This is a genomic window from Gynuella sp. (genome assembly GCF_050297175.1).
Taxonomy (GTDB): Bacteria; Pseudomonadota; Gammaproteobacteria; order Pseudomonadales; family Natronospirillaceae; genus Gynuella.
Window position 1 is genome coordinate 65,555 of sequence record NZ_JBNKSF010000026.1, and the last position, 17,221, is coordinate 82,775.

The window sequence follows — 17,221 nt, forward strand, 5'->3', positions numbered from 1 at the left end:
TTAAACTGCTACTTTCATTATAGAGTCTGTTTTAGGCAGATTTATTGATTAAAGTGAATCAGAATTGACCGCTAAACAGGATGTGCAATGAATAGCCAGTCGCAATTAAAGTGTCAATGGTTTTTTTGGGTTTGTACTGAAAAAAACCTAAATATTCAGGCGAATATGATTAAAGTCATCCACTTTGATCCGGAATGTGATCTTCCAGCCATTGCATTAATGGTGACCATTCTTTTTCATCTGATTTTTGCCGGTTTTTCAAATCATGGATTCCCACACCATATTCAGATGCACGAATATAAAACTGAGTATCACGCAGGGTCGCAATAAAGGGGATTTTCAAGCTGTTTAAAAACAGTTTTAGTTTTGCATATACCAGTGTATTACGCTTCACTCTGTTTGCTACTGCACCAATATGTTTGGGCTTGCTTCTGAATGCCGGACTCAATAGCACATCTTTAATGAATTGTGTCGTTGCTCTGATATCGATAGGAGAGGGGGTGACAGGTACCAGAATGAGATCTGCTTCTCTGATCAGATCGTTTAATAGTGGGCCATTTATGCCACTAGGTGTATCAATAACAATTCTGTTGGTATTGATGGGAAGGCTTCGGAGCTGCCAGGTACGGGTTACTTGTCCTGGGGTTTTTTGATAAGCCGCCACACCATGGATTTCAGGTTGGTCAGACTGCCGCACCCGAAGCCACTGCATACAGGAGCCTTGTGGGTCAAAATCAAGCAGGCAGGTGTTCAGATTGTTGGAAGCATAACGGCTGGCAATGTTCGTGGCGATAGTGGTTTTGCCGCAGCCCCCTTTGGCGTTGGCAATCAGAATTCTTACCGGCTGGGATTTGGAAATAACCCGGGGCTGAGATCGCATATCGTTAATATGAGATTCTTTACTGGAATGCTGCTCTGACAACGGAGTCACCACATTTGAGTAAGTTTGCGTCGAAAACTTTATATCTATGCTATCAGTACTAGCAGAACAGATACAGTTTTGCATAATTTATCTCAGCATAGTCAAAAATAATCCTGAGTAAGCATTTACATCTGGCGAGGGTGCCGCCTGGCTTTGCGGCAACTTATCGGGCCGGTTTTCAAACTCACCGGTCTGAAAATTGTTACGGGGGTAATGATTTTTTGTTGCTATTATCTTAATAACAGAAACAGGTAGCCATCTGAAGATGCTGCCAGAAAATTTTCTCCAGCGGGTGCAAGGTCATAAATAAATGAGCTGCTATACTGCTTTTTACCGGTTTGAGGGAGTTTCCAGGACTTGATTTGTTTGCCTGATTTGATGTCCCAGAGCTGCACCAGACGATTATTGTTGCCGGTTATGATTTCCTTATCTTCTGAGACAAACCTGGCGGCATTTAGAGTCTGATTACTGGTACTCAGCTGTTGAATCAGTTTGCCGGTATGCACGTCCCAGAGGTTGGCTTTCTCACGATTTGAAGCCGTGAAGGCGAACTCGCCACTCGGAGCCAGTTTCACCAGTCTTACGGTATTGTCGTGTGGCCATAATGCACGCTGTTGTCCTGTACTGATGTCCCAGACTCTGGCGGTATGGTCTTCAGACCCTGTGAGTGCAGTCAGGCCATCTGCGCTCAGGGAAACGCTCATGATCGGACCATCATGGCGAAACTCACGAATCGTTCCGCCGTGAACAGCATCAAACAGGCTGGCTCTGAAGTTCGCCATGCCCAGAAAGACAAATTTGCCACCATTGGTGATTTCTGCATCCAGTACATCGTCCGGAGCGCTCCAGTATCCCTGTGCTTTACCTGATTTGGTGCTCCAGATAACCATATCGCGTTCTTCAATGGTTAATGCAAACTGTTGGTCCGGTGAAATGGCTGTTGTCAGCACTTCAGTGAAGTTGCCTTGCTTGTGGTTCCAGTTATACAGGCGGGCGTATTGGCGGGTGTCCCATAGACTGGCCCCATGAAAAATAGAGGCTATCAGCAGGTAGCTACCATCTGTTGAAATACTGGTGTCATAACTACCCTGTAAGGCCATTTGCCATTGCCGGGCGGGTTTGTCAGGTATCTCGCATGCTGTTAGTGCAAGACAGATCAAAAGGTATAAGGGCCTGAACATGCTGCTCTTTAAGTTAGGATGACGATGATGTAGGTATTCATTGAAATATTGTAGCTGCCTCAGTGCCCTAATGCTCATTGAAATGATGGAGAATACTGTTGTGCCATTTGTATGGGACGGTACAGAAGTTAAAACAGATGGGTGTGCGGCTGAAAAGAGAAAGGCAAAAACGCAGGAGGGAGTAGTACTTAACTACTCCGTTTGAATCATGACTCAGGCAGTTTTTTCACGATGAACTTCGTGTAACTGTTCTATTAACTGGTCTTCCAGTTGAAAGCGGTTTTCCAAAGCTTCACCCAGTTTTGACAGATCAGAACTCAGCGATTCACGATTCTGGCGACACAGTTCTTCGGTTGCATATTTATCGGCAAAGTCCAGATTTTCCTGGGTATTTTTTTGCAACTCTGGATACACGCGATCATACAGGGTTCTACCGTCATCGTTGTATTGATCAGCCTGTTTCAATAGCTTTTCGTATACTTCGAAGTGCCCGGCAGAAACATAGTCAATGAGAATATCGAAGAAAGACTGGATCTTTGAGGATACAGAGGTTGGTGTGGATTGAAACTCTTCCAGTCCTTCAATTGAACAGAATCTGACCAACAGTTCCTGACGTTCGTTCAGCCATCTGTCGATGACATCGTTAACGCCACCCCAGCGTTCTTTTGCATTAGTGATTTGTTGCAACATAATGGCATCATCCTACGAGTCGGCTCACACACTGTCCGTGCAGCTATTCTGTCAGTGTGTTGTTAAAGTAAGTATCCTCAGGTTGTTGATCGAATGTTCGATCATCGGGCGCTGTTGTTATATTTGCGGCCCGGCAGAGTTTTCAACAACCTGTCTAATTCAACTGCTTGTAATATAGGTAAGTTTACACCAAACGGCAAAGCAAGCATTACCGAAAGCTTCGAAAAGGGATTAACCTTTCCGGGTAAAGTCACCTTTGATCAGTTGCAGCAATTGGAACATCATCAGAATGATAAATACAGTGAGAGTCCATCCGGGAATCGTCAAACCCAGCAGGTTCCACTGAACGTCGGCACACTCCCCACTACCTTTCAAAACAGTATTAATCACTTGTTGCAATGGAAAATTTTGCATCATGTACGCAAGGTCCGGACCGCAGGCGGGTACCTGATCAGGTGGCAGTCCCTGGATCCAGATGTGTCTTGCGGCGATGAACGCACCAAAACCTGTGGGAATGAGGCCTATCAGTGCGTAAATTCTGGTTCCTGTATTGGCGGGTTTGTGCAGTCCGGCAATGAGGAATATTGCACCGGCCCCTATCATGCCGACCCGTTGGAAAATGCACAGCGGGCATGCCGTCAGGCCCAGGTATCCCTGGAAATACAGTAGGGCTGTTGCCATTGCAACGGCGGTAACGAGAAAGGCCAATAAATTGAGAGTACGGATATTCCAGAGCATATGGTTCCTAAGTTCTTATCAGTTAACAATTTGAGGGTAATGTTTCACTGTTTGTTGGAATCTGCAACGAATGCCTGCCCAGGCTTATCGTGGATCCGTACGTCAATATTGATCCCATTCCGGGGGACGATACGATTGATCATGTGTCCAGGGGGCTCTATGCGTCTATGCGTGAAGACAGATCTTCAACAATCGGCCAGATATGTTACGCGAAAACGGAAAAACCAGCTAAGATAGTTACTGGTATTTACAGAAAATCGTGACTTGGAATGGCTATTTTTAGACAATTTTTTCCGATTTTGTTGTTGCTGATTTCGGGATTGACCCGTGCGTCCACGTTTGTGGACCTGCAACCAGCTTTTATTGTGAACTACAACGATGGTAAACGACTGCACTATCTCAAGGTGGAGGTGACTCTGCAGACGACAGATGATGAAATGGCCAGCTCAGAAATTACCTATCATGCAGATTATTTGCGGCATCAATTGATTATGCTGTTGAGTAAACAGAAGGCAGACGATTTTTCGACCATTGAAGGAAAAGAGAAGGTTAAAGAAGAAGCACTGACCGGCTTACAGGAAGTTATGATTCAGGAAACTGGAAAACCCATGATTGACAAGGTGCTGTTTACCAGTTTTGTGGTTCAATAACCATCTGACGTAACCCTGATAACGAATAATTCAAGCTCTTTTGGGGTGATCCTCAGATATTTTGCTGAGTTGTTCGTTACCATCATCAAGACCCGAATCCCACGCCGCAGCAAGGATTTCATCTATATATGGGTTGTCCTTAGCATCGCTGTAACCAGCCAGGCCACGCATGTAGCCTTGCTGGTATGCCTTATTCAGAGATTCAAGATTCCATTCGGTTTTATTATCCATAAGCCGTGCTCCTGGCATCAGTTTTACTGGATTTTTTAGTGAGTTATCACCTTTGTGTATCTTATTGTATCGAAGCGTAATTAAATGGCTCCACCTAGTTGTTCACAAAATACGCAAATATGTTCTCATATTTTAGTCATAGGTGTTTTTGTCAGTCGTGACAGAAACGCGCATCCTGATCCTGATATTCAGCAAGAAACTGCTCAAAAGAAATATCATCGTTTGACTCGATTTCCCGCTGGTGTTGTAACGACTCCGCAGTGATGGTTTCCATTGACTGAATCTGTTGCTCTGATAACGGTGTCTGCATCAGGGTTTCACGGTGTTGCTGCGCCAGGTTGTGCATGAGTTCGTGATATTCCTGTCCATCTTCCAGCAGTGCACGGATTCTTGACGATGGCAACAGTTCAGGATGGTCGATTTTTTCTTGCGCCTCAGTGATGACTGTCCGGTATTTTGAATCGCCATTGATGTGGTCCATTACTTCGGCTAACTGTTTTAGCTCATCAAGTATTGTCGTGGCCTGTTGCCGAAGTTTGAAACTGCCGGTCATGGTGGGATAGTCCTGGTCCAGTTGACTGCCGTTCATAACAATGCCTGCCAGGTTTTGTTTTAACAGTTCGCATTCCTCATCGCTGATGAATTCACTGTCACTCAACATGCACCAGGTCAAAAACAACTCCAAAAAGGCGATGCTTTGTGCGCTGATACCTATGGGGTTGAAGGGGTCAAGATCCATACACCGTACTTCGATGTATTCCACACCGCGGCGTTGTAATGCGCAGACCGGTTTTTCGCCGGATTGAACAGTTCTTTTAGGACGGATGTCGCTGTAGTACTCATTTTCGATCTGCAGAATATTGGTATTCATTTGCAGATAGTCATCGCCCTTTTTAATGCCCATGCTGGCGTAAGCCGGGTACTCGGTATGAATAGCCGAACGCAGGGTTTGAATGTAGGTGGGTAAGCCATTGAAGCAAACATGAAGGTTTGCCTGTGCACTATTGGTATAGCCGATATCACTCATACGCAGAGAGGTTGCGGTTGGTGAAATCAGTGTTCTGCGGTGAAGATGCGATAGTCTATTGGTCGCGGACTTCAGGAACGATTGATCAATGGCTGGAGATGCTCCGAACAGGATCATTAACAACCAGGAGTGACGACGGAAGTGACGAATCAGGGAAAAATAACGGTCTGATTTGAAATCCTCTATCGACTGATTGTTTTGTTGATGCTGCTGAAAGTGCTGCCAGAACTCATCCGTCATGGAAAAGTTGAAATGCAGGCCGGCGATAGCCTGCATTATGCGTCCGTAACGGTGCCACAGGCCATGTCGGTAAACGTGTTTCAGACGGCCTATATTCGATGAACCATATTCGGCAATTCGTACATCCTGTTCGTTGTCGATAATTGCCGGCATACTGCCAGGCCAAATGAGTTCATTGGCCGGCATTTTGAGATAGGCATAACGATGTAGGTTTTCCAGATAATCCAGGTTTTCTTCGGTGCTGTTGAATGTTGGAGTAATAAACTCCAGTAAGGCTTCCGAATAGTCAGTAGTGATACTGGGATGCGTTAATGCCGAGCCAAGTCCCACCGGATGACTGGTTTGTGCCAATCGGCTATCCGGGGTCACCCGCAGCCCTTCTTTTTCAATGCCACGGATGAAACGGATGGCTTGTGGAGTGAGTGAGCCTAACCATTTCAGGCGCTTTTCCAGTATCGTATTCAATTCGGGTTTCCTCATGCTTGCAGCAGGTCGAAGTTGTGACCGGGTCAGAGCCGCTTTTTCTGCTTGTTCTGGGCCTTGGCAAATAAGGCCGCCATAGTGTTTGATGGAGCTGGTTGCGATTGACGACCCTTACCGGAATTGCGATTACCGGGTTTGTTTTCGCTTTTCTCTTCGCCGGGTTGATCGTCTAGACGCATACTCATACCAATGCGTTTACGGGCAACATCCACTTCCATAATTTTGACTTTGACAATATCCCCCGCTTTGACCACTTTGGCAGGGTTATCAATAAACTGATGGCTCATCGCAGAAATATGGACTAGGCCGTCCTGGTGTACTCCTACGTCCACAAATGCGCCAAAGTTGGTGACGTTGGTAACCGTTCCTTCCAGGATCATGCCAGGGCGGAGATCTTTGAGTTCTTCGACACCCTCCTGGAACACAGCTGTTTTGAATTCCGGGCGTGGATCACGTCCGGGTTTTTCCAATTCGCTGAGAATATCTTTAACGGTTGGCAGACCAAACTGCTCTGAAGTAAATTCTTCGGCATTCAGTGCACGTAGGGTTTTGTGGTCACCGATGATGGCAGTAACCGGTTTTTGTAGCTTGGCAACAATGGTGTTTACGACTTCGTAAGACTCCGGGTGTACTCCCGATTGATCCAATGGGTTATCGCCGTTTGTGATTCTTAAGAATCCGGCCGCCTGTTCAAAAGCCTTCGGTCCGAGACGGGTGACTTTCAACAGTTCTTTACGGTTTTTGAAACCACCATTGTTCTGGCGATACTCAACAACGTTTGAAGCCATGCTGGCGGTCAATCCTGACACCCTGCTGAGCAAAGGTGCCGAAGCCGTATTGAGATCTACGCCAACTGCGTTTACACAATCTTCTACGACGGCATCAAGCTGTCTTGATAAGGCTACCTGGGAAACGTCATGCTGGTACTGACCAACACCGATACTCTTGGGGTCGATTTTCACCAGTTCGGCGAGAGGATCTTGCAGGCGCCGGGCAATGGAAATAGCACCTCGAATGGTAACGTCAAGATCCGGGAATTCTCTGGCAGCAAATTCTGACGCGGAATAAACAGATGCGCCGGATTCATTGACGACCACCTTCTGAACGTTCAGATCCGGATACTGTTTGAACATGCCGGCCACAAAACGATCAGTTTCACGGCTGGCGGTACCGTTGCCAATGGCAATCAGTTCAACGTTGTATTTCTGACACAGGGCGGCCAGAATTTTTTCAGATTCTTTGATTTTGTTTTGCGGTGGATTAGGAAAGATCGCACCGTGATCCAGCACCTTGCCAGTTGCATCGACCACGGCAACCTTCACACCGGTTCGCAAACCTGGATCCAGTCCGATCGTTGCTTTGGGGCCGGCTGGAGCAGCCAGCAGCAGGTCTTTAAGGTTTTTGGCAAAGACGTTGATGGCTTCATTTTCTGCCTGTTCGCGCAGCTGTCCGAACAGTTCTGTTTCCATGTGGGTCAGCAATTTTACTTTCCAGGTCCAGCGCACCACTTCTGCCAGAAATTTATCTCCTGGTCGACCTTGATTGAGGATGTTGAAATGGTCGGCAACGATGCCTTCACAGGCCGAAGGCTGACCCGGTTCATCACCATCCAGTGTCAGGTTGATCTGTAAGATACCCTCGTTACGGCCTCGAAAGACTGCCAGGGCGCGGTGACTCGGAACTTTGTTTATTTTTTCGCTGTATTCGAAGTAATCGCGGAATTTTTCCCCCTCAGACTCTTTGCCAGAAACGATCGCAGAGGTTAACAAACCTTCACGGTTCAGGAAGTCTCGTAACTTGGCCAGCAGGTGTGCGTCTTCGGCGAAGCGTTCCATTAAGATAAAACGGGCTCCTTCGAGCGCTGATTTGACATCATTGATATTGTGTTCGGTATTGAGGAATGCCTCGGCTTCCTGCTCCGGTGTGCGGGTCGGATCTTCCAGTAGTAAGTCTGCTAACGGTAACAGGCCGGCTTCAATGGCAATCTGGGCTTTGGTTCTGCGCTTGGGTTTGTAAGGCAGATACAGATCTTCCAGTTCGGTTTTGGTGACCGCAGACTGAATATCGCGGTTCAGTTCCGGAGTCAGCTTGCCCTGTTCATCGATGCTTTTCAGAATTGCACCACGACGTTCTTCCAGTTCGCGCAGGTAACGCAGACGATCTTCCAGAGTACGCAGCTGGCCGTCATCAAGACCACCAGTGACCTCTTTCCGGTAACGGGAAATAAAAGGCACTGTCGCGCCATCGTCCAGCAAAGATACTGCAGCGGTAACCTGATTCAGTCCAGCATTCAGTTCAGTCGCAATTTGAGAAAAAATCTTTTGCATGTTTTCTGGTGGTTCCATTAATTAAGTGAATTTCAATTAAGTGAATTTCGTTGTTCCTGAAAAATAGCCTCTACCTGGTCGGCACTGAAACTGTAGCGCTGGTGACAGAACTGGCAATCAGTATCAATGTGTCCAAGTGTTTCTATAAGCTGGCGGGCTTCATCCAGTCCAAGGTGAAGCAACGCTCTGGCGGAGCGCTCGCGTGAGCAACCACATTTGAAACTCAGATCCTCTGACTCAAACAGACGAACCTGTTCTTCGTGAAACAGACGGTGAAGTATAACTTCGTTGGTAAGGTTCAACAGCTCATCGGCTTTAATGGTTCCTGCCAGGTGGGTAACCCGGTTCCAGATATCGTCGTCTTCATCGCGATCATGATGCTGTTCTGCTGGTAATCGCTGCAGCAGCAGTCCACTGGCATTCTGACCATCACAAGCAAGCCATATGCGGGTATCGAGTTGTTCTGACTGGGTAAAATACTGTTGTAATACATCGGCCAGGTTTTCACCGTCATTCAGGCTGACAATGCCCTGGTAACGATTGCCTTTGACGGGATCGAAGGTAATCGTCAACTGGCCGCTGCCCAGAGTTTTACCCTGATCATCGAAATCATCATTGTATTGAGCGATGGCACGTAATTCACCGGCAGCATTGCATTCGGCCATTAACACTCTTACCTGACCGTTTCCGGAGACCTGCAAAATCAGGCTGCCATCCAGTTTAAGGCGTGAAGACAGCAGGGCGGCGGCGGCCATGAACTGTCCGAGTAATTGTTGGGCCGGTTCCGGATAATTGTGCTTTGACAATACTTCCTGATAGGTCTTGTGGAGGCCAACCAGCTCTCCTCTGACCGGGCTGTTATCAAATAAAAAACGTTGGCTTTGATCTGGATTGCTCATGGCGGTTAGTCGTCTGAATAATCGTGTTTGATTTTAAGAATATCCCGGCGTTGTTTTTTGCTGGGACGTTTTTCCGGCGCGAGTATACTTTGATTCATATCTTTTCTCGCCTGTGCTGCAACTTGACGTTTTTGCACTGACTCTTCTGTTTCCTGATATAACTTCTGAGCTTCCGGCGCGCCGCGCCGTTGATCGCTAAGTTCCTGGACGATGATGGTTTTTTCATCCCAGCCTACCCGCAATCTGATGGTGGCTTCCAGTTCCACCGCTCTGCTGGGACGGGTACGGGCTCCATTGTAGTGAACCTTACCGCCCTCAATCGCATCTTTGGCGATGGAGCGGGTTTTATAGAAACGCGCGGCCCAGAGCCACTTGTCCAGTCGAATTGATTTTTGATCTGTCATAGCTAATGGTTACGATTGAATGATTTCATGGAAACAGGTGATGGCAGGAAAATCCGGAATTATCCGGCTTTGCTGAGTGGTATCTGGCTGGGAAATGCATAATACCTGGGCAATACCAGCTGCAACTGCGGTGGAAAGTACAGATTCATTGTCATCAATGAGCAGTGTCCTGTTTGGATCGAATGGCAAATGTTGGGACAATGCCGGCCAAAATAAAGGGTTTTCTTTAGGATATTTCACCTGATGTGCACTAATCGCCATATCAACATAATCAAGTAGCCCGGTGACCTGGTGTTTCAGATGTAAATTATCGGGATGAGCGTTGGTCAGAATGACCACCTGCATGTTCTGCTGTTTAAGCCATTTCAGGAACTGCTCGCTGTCATAACGATAGCGAATCCGGTGTTGCTGTTGTTGGGATAGTTCCATGATCGGTAGTTGCAGTGTTTGATTCCAATATTCTGTGCTGTACCAGTCCAGAGTTCCCTGAACTGACTGATACCGTTCATATACAGCCGCTCTGCTGGCATCGATTGCCTGATCAAAAGGCAGGTGGTTGAAGTCACGGTGGGCCAGTTGTTCAGGAACCAAGTTCAGCCAGAAGTGATTATCAAAATGTAGGTCCAGCAGGGTTCCGTCCATGTCTAGAAATACCCAGTCCACTTGTTCCCATTTGATCATTCAAGTGCTCCTGAAGAATATACGATGACTTCGTAAATGCGTACTTTTCATGCTGTAAAAGCTGACTCTTTTACTCCATCTTTTTTTACCATAACTGCTATTATTTAAATGGCTGTCGGTGCTCGCCGGATGGTCGACTTCCCCAATAGTTCCTGAAGTAAGAATGCCACTATGGAAAATTTAATTGAGCTTGTACCTGAACTTGTCGAAATTTGCCAGCGTGCAAGTAATGTGATTCTGGCTATCTATGACTGTCCCGAAAACTACGATATTCAGGCTAAGAGTGATGAATCTCCAGTGACAGCTGCTGACCTTGCCGCCAATGATGTCATTCTTGAGGGACTGACACGGTTGACTCCGGAAATTCCCATTATGTCAGAAGAGTCAATTATTGATTGGGAGGAGCGTAAATCCTGGCAACGATACTGGCTGGTCGATCCATTGGACGGCACCAAGGACTTTATTGCTCACAACGGTGAGTTCTGTATCGCCATTGCACTCATGGATCTGGATGAGCCATTGCTCGGTTTCATTTTTCAGCCTGTAACCGGTGATTATTACTGGGGGAGCCGGGTGCTGGGCAGTTTTCATGGGCGTCAGCGTCTGCACGGTTTTCGAAATGATGATAACGAATTTCGAGTGGTGGGAAGCCGGAGACTGAAGCACCGGGGACCGTGGTTCGAGTGGTTGCAGCAGACTGATTTCAGCATTCAGCGAATTCAGCAGGGTAGTGCGTTAAAGTTTTGTCGTCTGGCAGAAGGCCAGGCGGATTTGTATCCACGCATTGGACCGACGTGTGAATGGGATACCGCCGCCGGTCAGGCGATTTTGGAAGGTGCTGGTGGTCTACTGGTAGATAGTGACGGACGCCGGTTTAGATATAACAAACCCCAACTACTGAATCCTCATTTTTATGCCTTGAGGGATCCCCGGTGGTTGAGCAATTTATTGGCGCTGTAGCCGATGTTCAGACGATCAGGCCAAGGTCAACAAAATTAGAGGCCATGCTCTCGATATCATACTGACTGAGTCCGGTATAGAGCATAATTTCCTCTCCATACGTTTCCCATTCGTAATTGATGTTCGAATCGCCGAGATTTTTATACTCACGGCAAATATGTTCGGCAATTTTCAAAATGCAGATCAGTGCGGTTTTTTCCGCGTTACCCTGGCGCAGAATATGGTCGATGTTGTGGTGGTCGGCAATGGCGTCGCTGACAACTTTGGGTAAGTGCCAGCTACGGGCAACGTAGTAGCCGATGACTGCATGATTAGTTTGAAAATGTTTGTTTTCGATATCTATCAAGCGTTTGCCTTTAGTGCGATAGCTTTCCGCCATGATGTCAAAGTAATCCTTGAAGCGCTTGGCCATCAATGGAATGCCGGCATTATGAAACAGGCCAATGGAGTAAGCGTCATCGATATTGCGGAAGTTGATCTGTTTGGACACAGCGGCACAAACCAGTGCAATGTCCATGGCCGAATCCCAGAAGCGATTGAGATTGGAAATTTCTTCGTCGGACAGTTCGCCTTTGATGGAAATTCCGTTTACAAGACCGATAACGGCGTTGTAACCCAGCAAAATGACGGCCTGCTGGATTGAGGTTATGGAGTTGGATAAACCTAACAATGGAGAGTTGACGATTTTCAGCATGGTTCCGGCAAGACCGACATCCTGGGAGATCAATTGGGCAATATGTTGAATATCCGGATTAGGCTGCAACTGTTCCATCTGGAGATCTACCATGATTTGCGGCTGCGGAGGAATCGAAATGCCCTGAAGAATTCTATTAATCTGATCTTGTGTCAGTTCCATAATGCTCTCTATGTGGATTATCTACACACCGGTACAGTTTAGCCGCTTCCGGGTTGGGTGTCGGATAAATTTGTTAACAGCGCTGCAGGATTTATTACAATAATGTCAGAGTCTGATCATATTGTCCGGCAATCTCCTGAAGAACGTCTAGCGTAGCATTGATCTTTTGTTTAACTGTATCGATTTTTGCCGTATTAGCCTCCAGGTCTTGCAGGTAATCTGCTGGCAGTTGATCAAGTGCTGCCGTTACTTCACTGAGTGCCTCAGTAAGTTTGAGGGCTGATTCCGGATGTTGTTTATCGATAAACTGGGCCAGATTCTGATGTTCACCCTGAGGTTCCATGACCACCATGGCATTCAGCTCCAGCAGAATGGAAACCAATGCCTCGTGGGTGGAGCTGCTGAACGGTGCCTCATTACTGGCTTCCATGTCATTTTCCGCGGCCGGGGTGAAATATCCTGCCAATACCTGTTGCTTGAGGGTATTGTAGAGTGCCGATAGTAAATAGTTCAGTTGTGCCGAAGCCGGCATGTTCTTAAGGCTCAGGGCATCGCCTTCGTTATCAATATTCCAGGCGTCCGTCAGTAACTTTAATTGCTCCGTCAGATGATGGGTTAATAAGGTGGTGTAGTGACGGCGACGGTTCTGTGGCTCAAGTTCAATGTCATTGTCTGCTTTGTGACTGGCAACGGCGATGAAGTCATCTACCGGACGATTGTTATCATTACCCCAAAGCATAAATTCCAGAGCGTGAAATCCCAGAGCAATATCTTCCAGTGAACTGAATTGATGTTCCTTTATCAGCCGTTCCTGAGTCAGCTGCAGTGTCGTGTCATTAATCAAGCCTGTTTGCGGATAATCCGGCAGGTAGTCGATAAATCCAGGTTGAATCGGCCATGCATCGATGGTTGAGGTGATTCTGTCCAGAAACGCTTGCCTTTGCGAGCTGGTAGCCTGAGTTCTGTAGAGTGTGCAGGAAATATAGTTGCCGTGGGCCGCTCGCCAGCTGGTTCTGGCCAGGTCGAGTTTGGACTGGCTGGGTTCGAGCAGAAACGTTTCGACATTGGATTGCAGTTCTCTGGCGGAGGATAAGGCCAGATCCAGACAGCTTTCCGCCCGGTGATACCAGTATTCTACCAATGGTGTCGGGTCTACTTCAGCAATCGGTTGGAAGGCTGGTGACTCCGTTGCGGCAATTTCCGCCTGGGTCGGTTCGGGTCGGTCACAGCCGTTCAGGATGACCAGAGCGGCAACGATTGCCAGAGTTGTTTTACGATTCACTCAAAGATTTCCTTGTAAATTAATCTCGCAGACTGATCACCGGCCAGTTATGTTCCCGGGCATATGTTGCCAGGGTCTGATCGGGATCGACTGCAACGGGATGGCTTACCTGCTGCAGCAATGGTAGGTCGTTATGGGAATCACTGTAAAAATACGCGCCATCGAGAGATTCTCCATTTTCATCCAACCACTGCTGCAATCTGATCACCTTCCCCTGCTGAAAACTCGGTGTTCCGGTAATCCTGCCGGTATAACGACCATTTATTTTCTCCGCCTGGGTGGCAATCAGGTGATCGACCTCAAGCATATTGGCAATTGGCCCGGTAATGAAGTCATTGGTTGCTGTGATAATCATAATAAAATGACCCTGCTCACGATGTTGGGCAAGTAATTGCCGGCCTTGGGGCAGGATAATGGGCTCAATACTTGCGGTCATAAACTCCTGATGCAGTTGTTCGAGGGCCGTCTCATCGTATTGGGTCAGGAAGCTGAGAACGAATTCCTGATAGGCAAAAATATCCAGGGTCCCGGCCATGTACTGTTCGTAAAAGAAGTCATTTTGCTGTTGATGTTGATCAGCGTTGACCAGTTGTCTGGCGATCAGGAACTCACCCCAGGCGTGATCGCTGTCTCCATTCAGTAAGGTATTGTCCAAGTCAAAAATGGCGAGGGTCACTCGTTGCGCTCCAGTATTGGTGAAAGTTTCAAGCATATTAGGCGGCGCAATTGGCATCAAGCACCAAGCTGGCTTGATGGCAGTTATTGTGGAACAATGCAAGTAACGATCAAAGTCAGCCCGGATTTTTCGGGCTGGAGGCGCAAATATGATAGATGCTGATGGTTTTAGGCCAAATGTTGGGATCATCCTTGCCAACAATAAGGGGCAGGTACTATGGGCAAGACGCATCGGCCAGGACGCCTGGCAGTTTCCTCAAGGAGGAATTCGTGCTCATGAAACGCCGGTGGAGGCCATGTTTCGTGAACTGAAAGAGGAAGTCGGGCTGGAGCACCGCGATGTCGAGATTATTGCCTGCACTCAGGGGTGGCTGAGATATCGGTTACCCAAGCGGATGATCCGGCAGAACAGTCTGCCGATCTGTGTGGGCCAGAAACAAAAATGGTTTTTGTTGAAAATGGCCTGTCCGGAGAACCGTATCAATGTTGACGGTTGTGAGGCTCCGGAATTTGATGGCTGGCAGTGGGTCAGCTATTGGTATCCGCTGGGGAAGGTGGTTAGTTTTAAAAAGGATGTGTATCGACGTGCGTTGATAGAGCTTTCTCCCAGGCTGGCCCGCGAAGTTAAAATAATTCGGGAGCGCCAAATGCTAAAACGAATTGCTGGACAATAATAATAATTATGCTGAACCTGTTAAAACGCATTGCTCAGGACATCACCAGTGCGAGGGATCTTGGCGAAACGCTGGAAATGGTCGTTCAGGTTCTGCCCTCACGGGTGGGGGCAGAAGTCTGTTCGGTTTTTCTGTGGGATGACCAGGCCCGTAAACTGGTATTGAGCGCCAATAAAGGTTTTAACCGTGAGGTGTTGGGCAAGGTCACTCTGGAGGCTAACCAGGGAATTATTGCGGTTGTGGCCAAGCGTGAAGAGCCGTTAAACATTGCCAATGCCAAAGAGCATCCTGCTTTCCATCAAGTGTCGAGTATGGCCGAGGGCGATTTGCACGGCATGCTGGCGGTGCCCATCATTCACCACCGGAAACTGCATGGTGTTATGGTGGTGCAAAAAAAAGACGAAGCATTATTTGAAGCCAGTCATGAAGCGTTCCTGGTTACTGTATCTGCGCAGTTGGCTTCCGCCATTGCACATGCAGATGCCGCAGGCTATCTGCGCCGCTCTTTCTTTGGACAGGATCAGCGAAACGTTCGTTTTGAGGGGGTGGCGGGTGCCAATGGTGTGGCCATTGGTACTGCGGTGTTGTTGACCATGGGAAAATCCCTCGAAACGATTCCCCCTAGACTGGTAAAAGATATCGATTATGAACTGGCTGAATTCGAGAATGCGCTGGCGATGGTGCGGGCTGATATCGAGCTGGCTGGCAGCAAGCTTTCAAGTGATCTGCGACCTGAAGAGCGTGCTTTGTTCGATGTCTATCTTGGCATGCTGGATGATGAGGCGTTAGCCGGTGAGGTTAAGCGTCTAATTCATACCGGCATCTGGGCTCAGGGTGCCATTGCTCAGGTAGCGACGACTTACTCACGTCACTTTGAGGAGATGGAGGATCTTTACCTGCGTGAGCGTGGAACGGATATTCGTGATCTGGCTCGCAGGCTGATCAGCTATCTGGCTGATATCAAGCCCATCCCCGGTGAGTTCCCCAAAGATGCCATCATTATTGGCGCGGAACTGACCCCTGCTATTCTGGCGGAAGTTCCGGAAGACCGGGTGGCAGCCATCGTATCCGTCAGTGGTTCTGCTAACAGTCACATTGCCATTATTGCCAGAGCATTAGGCATTCCAACGGTGATGGGGTTGGTGGATATACCATTTCAGGAGTTGGATGGTGAACAACTGGTGGTGGATGGATATCGGGGGCATGTCTATTGCAATCTGACCCTGGACAAACTGCAGCATTTTGAGGCAATTGTTCGGGAAGAGAAGGAGTTTGTTGCTGGGCTGGAATATCTGAAAAATGAGCCTTGCGAGACCCTTGATCAACAGCGTTTCTGTCTCCAGGTAAATACCGGGCTGATGACAGACGTGTATCGTTCTCTGGATCAGGGAGCCGAAGGAGTCGGGCTTTATCGGACTGAAGTGTCATTCATGATGCGGGACCGGTTTCCTTCCGAGAGTGAGCAGGCCGAAATTTATCGTCAGCAGTTGCAGGCATTTGCACCCAATAATGTCTGTATGCGAACTTTGGATATCGGCGGTGATAAATCCCTGAGCTACTTTCCGATTCAGGAGGAGAATCCATTTCTGGGATGGCGAGGTGTCAGGGTTACACTGGATCATCCGGAAATTTTTATCGTTCAGGTCAGGGCAATGATCCGGGCGAGTGAGGGTTTCGATAACCTGAGTATTTTGATCCCAATGGTTTCCAGTATCGGAGAACTGGAAGAGGCCATGCACCTGATCTACCGTGCCATGTACGAATTACAGGAAGAAGGTTATCAGGTGGTGATGCCAAGAATTGGCATGATGATTGAGATTCCTGCCAATGTGTATCAGATTCGTGATATTGCGGCCCGGGTCGATTTTATCTCGGTTGGCAGTAATGATCTGACCCAGTATCTGTTGGCAGTGGATAGAACCAATCCAAGAGTTGCCAGTTTGTATAACAATTATCATCCGGCCGTATTGATGGCATTGCAGCGAATCTATCAGGATGCCAGTGCCTGTAGTTGTCCTGTCAGTATTTGTGGTGAACTGGCCGGCGATCCGATTGGTGTGATTTTGCTGGCAGCGATGGGGTTTCGGAATCTTTCCATGAGCCCGACCAGTCTGTTGCGGGTGAAAGCTTTGTTGCGACAAATCGATACTGAGTGGGCCCGGGATCTGTTAAACACGATCCTGCAAATGGATAACCCTTTGGTAATTCGCAGTACGCTGGAATTTGCGATGAAGAAAGCAGGTTTGTCACTGGCTCAGCTCGGTATCGTCAAACCGGGATGAATGTACAATAGCAGGCATA

17 protein-coding genes are annotated in these 17,221 nt (G+C 47.8%); 4 read left to right on the forward strand and 13 right to left on the reverse strand.

Going from position 1 to position 17,221, the window contains the following annotated elements:
* Positions 1–175: 175 nt before the first annotated feature.
* From ACQY6I_RS09350 to ACQY6I_RS09365, 4 genes are all read right to left on the reverse strand, one after another.
* Positions 176–922: an AAA family ATPase gene (locus ACQY6I_RS09350; RefSeq protein ID WP_428241217.1), complete on the reverse strand. Its 747-nt coding sequence runs from the start codon at positions 920–922 to the stop codon at positions 176–178.
* 230 nt (positions 923–1,152) lie between these two features.
* A complete protein-coding gene (locus ACQY6I_RS09355) occupies positions 1,153–2,022 on the reverse strand; it encodes a WD40 repeat domain-containing protein (RefSeq protein WP_428241218.1) in 870 nt (289 codons plus the stop codon).
* Between the two features lie 294 nt (positions 2,023–2,316).
* Positions 2,317–2,793 carry a sigma D regulator gene (gene rsd, locus ACQY6I_RS09360; protein WP_428241219.1) on the reverse strand — a complete coding sequence of 159 codons (477 nt, stop codon included), beginning with the start codon at positions 2,791–2,793 and terminating at the stop codon, positions 2,317–2,319.
* Between the two features lie 231 nt (positions 2,794–3,024).
* Complete coding sequence (locus ACQY6I_RS09365) at positions 3,025–3,531, reverse strand: disulfide bond formation protein B (RefSeq protein WP_428241220.1); 507 nt, start codon at positions 3,529–3,531, stop codon at positions 3,025–3,027.
* 269 nt (positions 3,532–3,800) lie between these two features.
* On the opposite strand from ACQY6I_RS09365, the gene ACQY6I_RS09370 reads away from it, so the two are divergent.
* Complete coding sequence (locus ACQY6I_RS09370; RefSeq protein ID WP_428241221.1) at positions 3,801–4,181, forward strand: flagellar basal body-associated FliL family protein; 381 nt, start codon at positions 3,801–3,803, stop codon at positions 4,179–4,181.
* A 30-nt stretch (positions 4,182–4,211) separates the two neighbouring features.
* Here ACQY6I_RS09370 and ACQY6I_RS09375 read toward each other — a convergent pair whose 3' ends face one another.
* The 6 genes from ACQY6I_RS09375 to yrfG all read right to left on the reverse strand — a co-directional run bounded on the left by ACQY6I_RS09375 (position 4,212) and on the right by yrfG (position 10,473).
* The gene (locus ACQY6I_RS09375; protein ID WP_428241222.1) at positions 4,212–4,412 is read right to left on the reverse strand and encodes a ribosome modulation factor; all 201 of its coding nucleotides are present in this window, start codon (positions 4,410–4,412) and stop codon (positions 4,212–4,214) included.
* Positions 4,413–4,563: 151 nt separating this feature from the next.
* Complete coding sequence (gshA, locus tag ACQY6I_RS09380; protein WP_428241223.1) at positions 4,564–6,144, reverse strand: glutamate--cysteine ligase; 1,581 nt, start codon at positions 6,142–6,144, stop codon at positions 4,564–4,566.
* 44 nt (positions 6,145–6,188) lie between these two features.
* Positions 6,189–8,489, reverse strand: coding sequence for a Tex family protein (locus tag ACQY6I_RS09385; protein ID WP_428241224.1), 2,301 nt, complete (start codon positions 8,487–8,489; stop codon positions 6,189–6,191).
* A 32-nt stretch (positions 8,490–8,521) separates the two neighbouring features.
* The gene (gene hslO / locus ACQY6I_RS09390; RefSeq protein ID WP_428241225.1) at positions 8,522–9,388 is read right to left on the reverse strand and encodes an Hsp33 family molecular chaperone HslO; all 867 of its coding nucleotides are present in this window, start codon (positions 9,386–9,388) and stop codon (positions 8,522–8,524) included.
* A gap of 5 nt (positions 9,389–9,393) precedes the next feature.
* A complete protein-coding gene (gene hslR / locus ACQY6I_RS09395) occupies positions 9,394–9,792 on the reverse strand; it encodes a ribosome-associated heat shock protein Hsp15 (protein WP_428241226.1) in 399 nt (132 codons plus the stop codon).
* A gap of 9 nt (positions 9,793–9,801) precedes the next feature.
* Complete coding sequence (yrfG, locus tag ACQY6I_RS09400) at positions 9,802–10,473, reverse strand: GMP/IMP nucleotidase (protein WP_428241227.1); 672 nt, start codon at positions 10,471–10,473, stop codon at positions 9,802–9,804.
* A gap of 171 nt (positions 10,474–10,644) precedes the next feature.
* Between yrfG and cysQ the strand changes: the two genes are divergently transcribed.
* The gene (cysQ, locus tag ACQY6I_RS09405) at positions 10,645–11,433 is read left to right on the forward strand and encodes a 3'(2'),5'-bisphosphate nucleotidase CysQ (RefSeq protein WP_428241228.1); all 789 of its coding nucleotides are present in this window, start codon (positions 10,645–10,647) and stop codon (positions 11,431–11,433) included.
* A 7-nt stretch (positions 11,434–11,440) separates the two neighbouring features.
* Here the strand turns inward: cysQ and ACQY6I_RS09410 are convergent, their stop codons facing one another.
* The 3 genes from ACQY6I_RS09410 to ACQY6I_RS09420 all read right to left on the reverse strand — a co-directional run bounded on the left by ACQY6I_RS09410 (position 11,441) and on the right by ACQY6I_RS09420 (position 14,283).
* Complete coding sequence (locus ACQY6I_RS09410) at positions 11,441–12,289, reverse strand: HDOD domain-containing protein (RefSeq protein ID WP_428241229.1); 849 nt, start codon at positions 12,287–12,289, stop codon at positions 11,441–11,443.
* 94 nt (positions 12,290–12,383) lie between these two features.
* A complete protein-coding gene (locus ACQY6I_RS09415) occupies positions 12,384–13,571 on the reverse strand; it encodes an imelysin family protein (protein ID WP_428241230.1) in 1,188 nt (395 codons plus the stop codon).
* Positions 13,572–13,590: 19 nt separating this feature from the next.
* Positions 13,591–14,283, reverse strand: a complete 693-nt coding sequence (locus tag ACQY6I_RS09420) for an HAD family hydrolase (RefSeq protein ID WP_428241231.1) — start codon at positions 14,281–14,283, stop codon at positions 13,591–13,593.
* A 112-nt stretch (positions 14,284–14,395) separates the two neighbouring features.
* On the opposite strand from ACQY6I_RS09420, the gene ACQY6I_RS09425 reads away from it, so the two are divergent.
* Together ACQY6I_RS09425 and ptsP are read left to right on the forward strand one after the other, a co-directional pair.
* Positions 14,396–14,920, forward strand: coding sequence for an RNA pyrophosphohydrolase (locus tag ACQY6I_RS09425; protein ID WP_428241232.1), 525 nt, complete (start codon positions 14,396–14,398; stop codon positions 14,918–14,920).
* Positions 14,921–14,928: 8 nt separating this feature from the next.
* The gene (ptsP, locus tag ACQY6I_RS09430; protein ID WP_428241233.1) at positions 14,929–17,202 is read left to right on the forward strand and encodes a phosphoenolpyruvate--protein phosphotransferase; all 2,274 of its coding nucleotides are present in this window, start codon (positions 14,929–14,931) and stop codon (positions 17,200–17,202) included.
* The last annotated feature ends 19 nt before the right edge of the window (positions 17,203–17,221 follow it).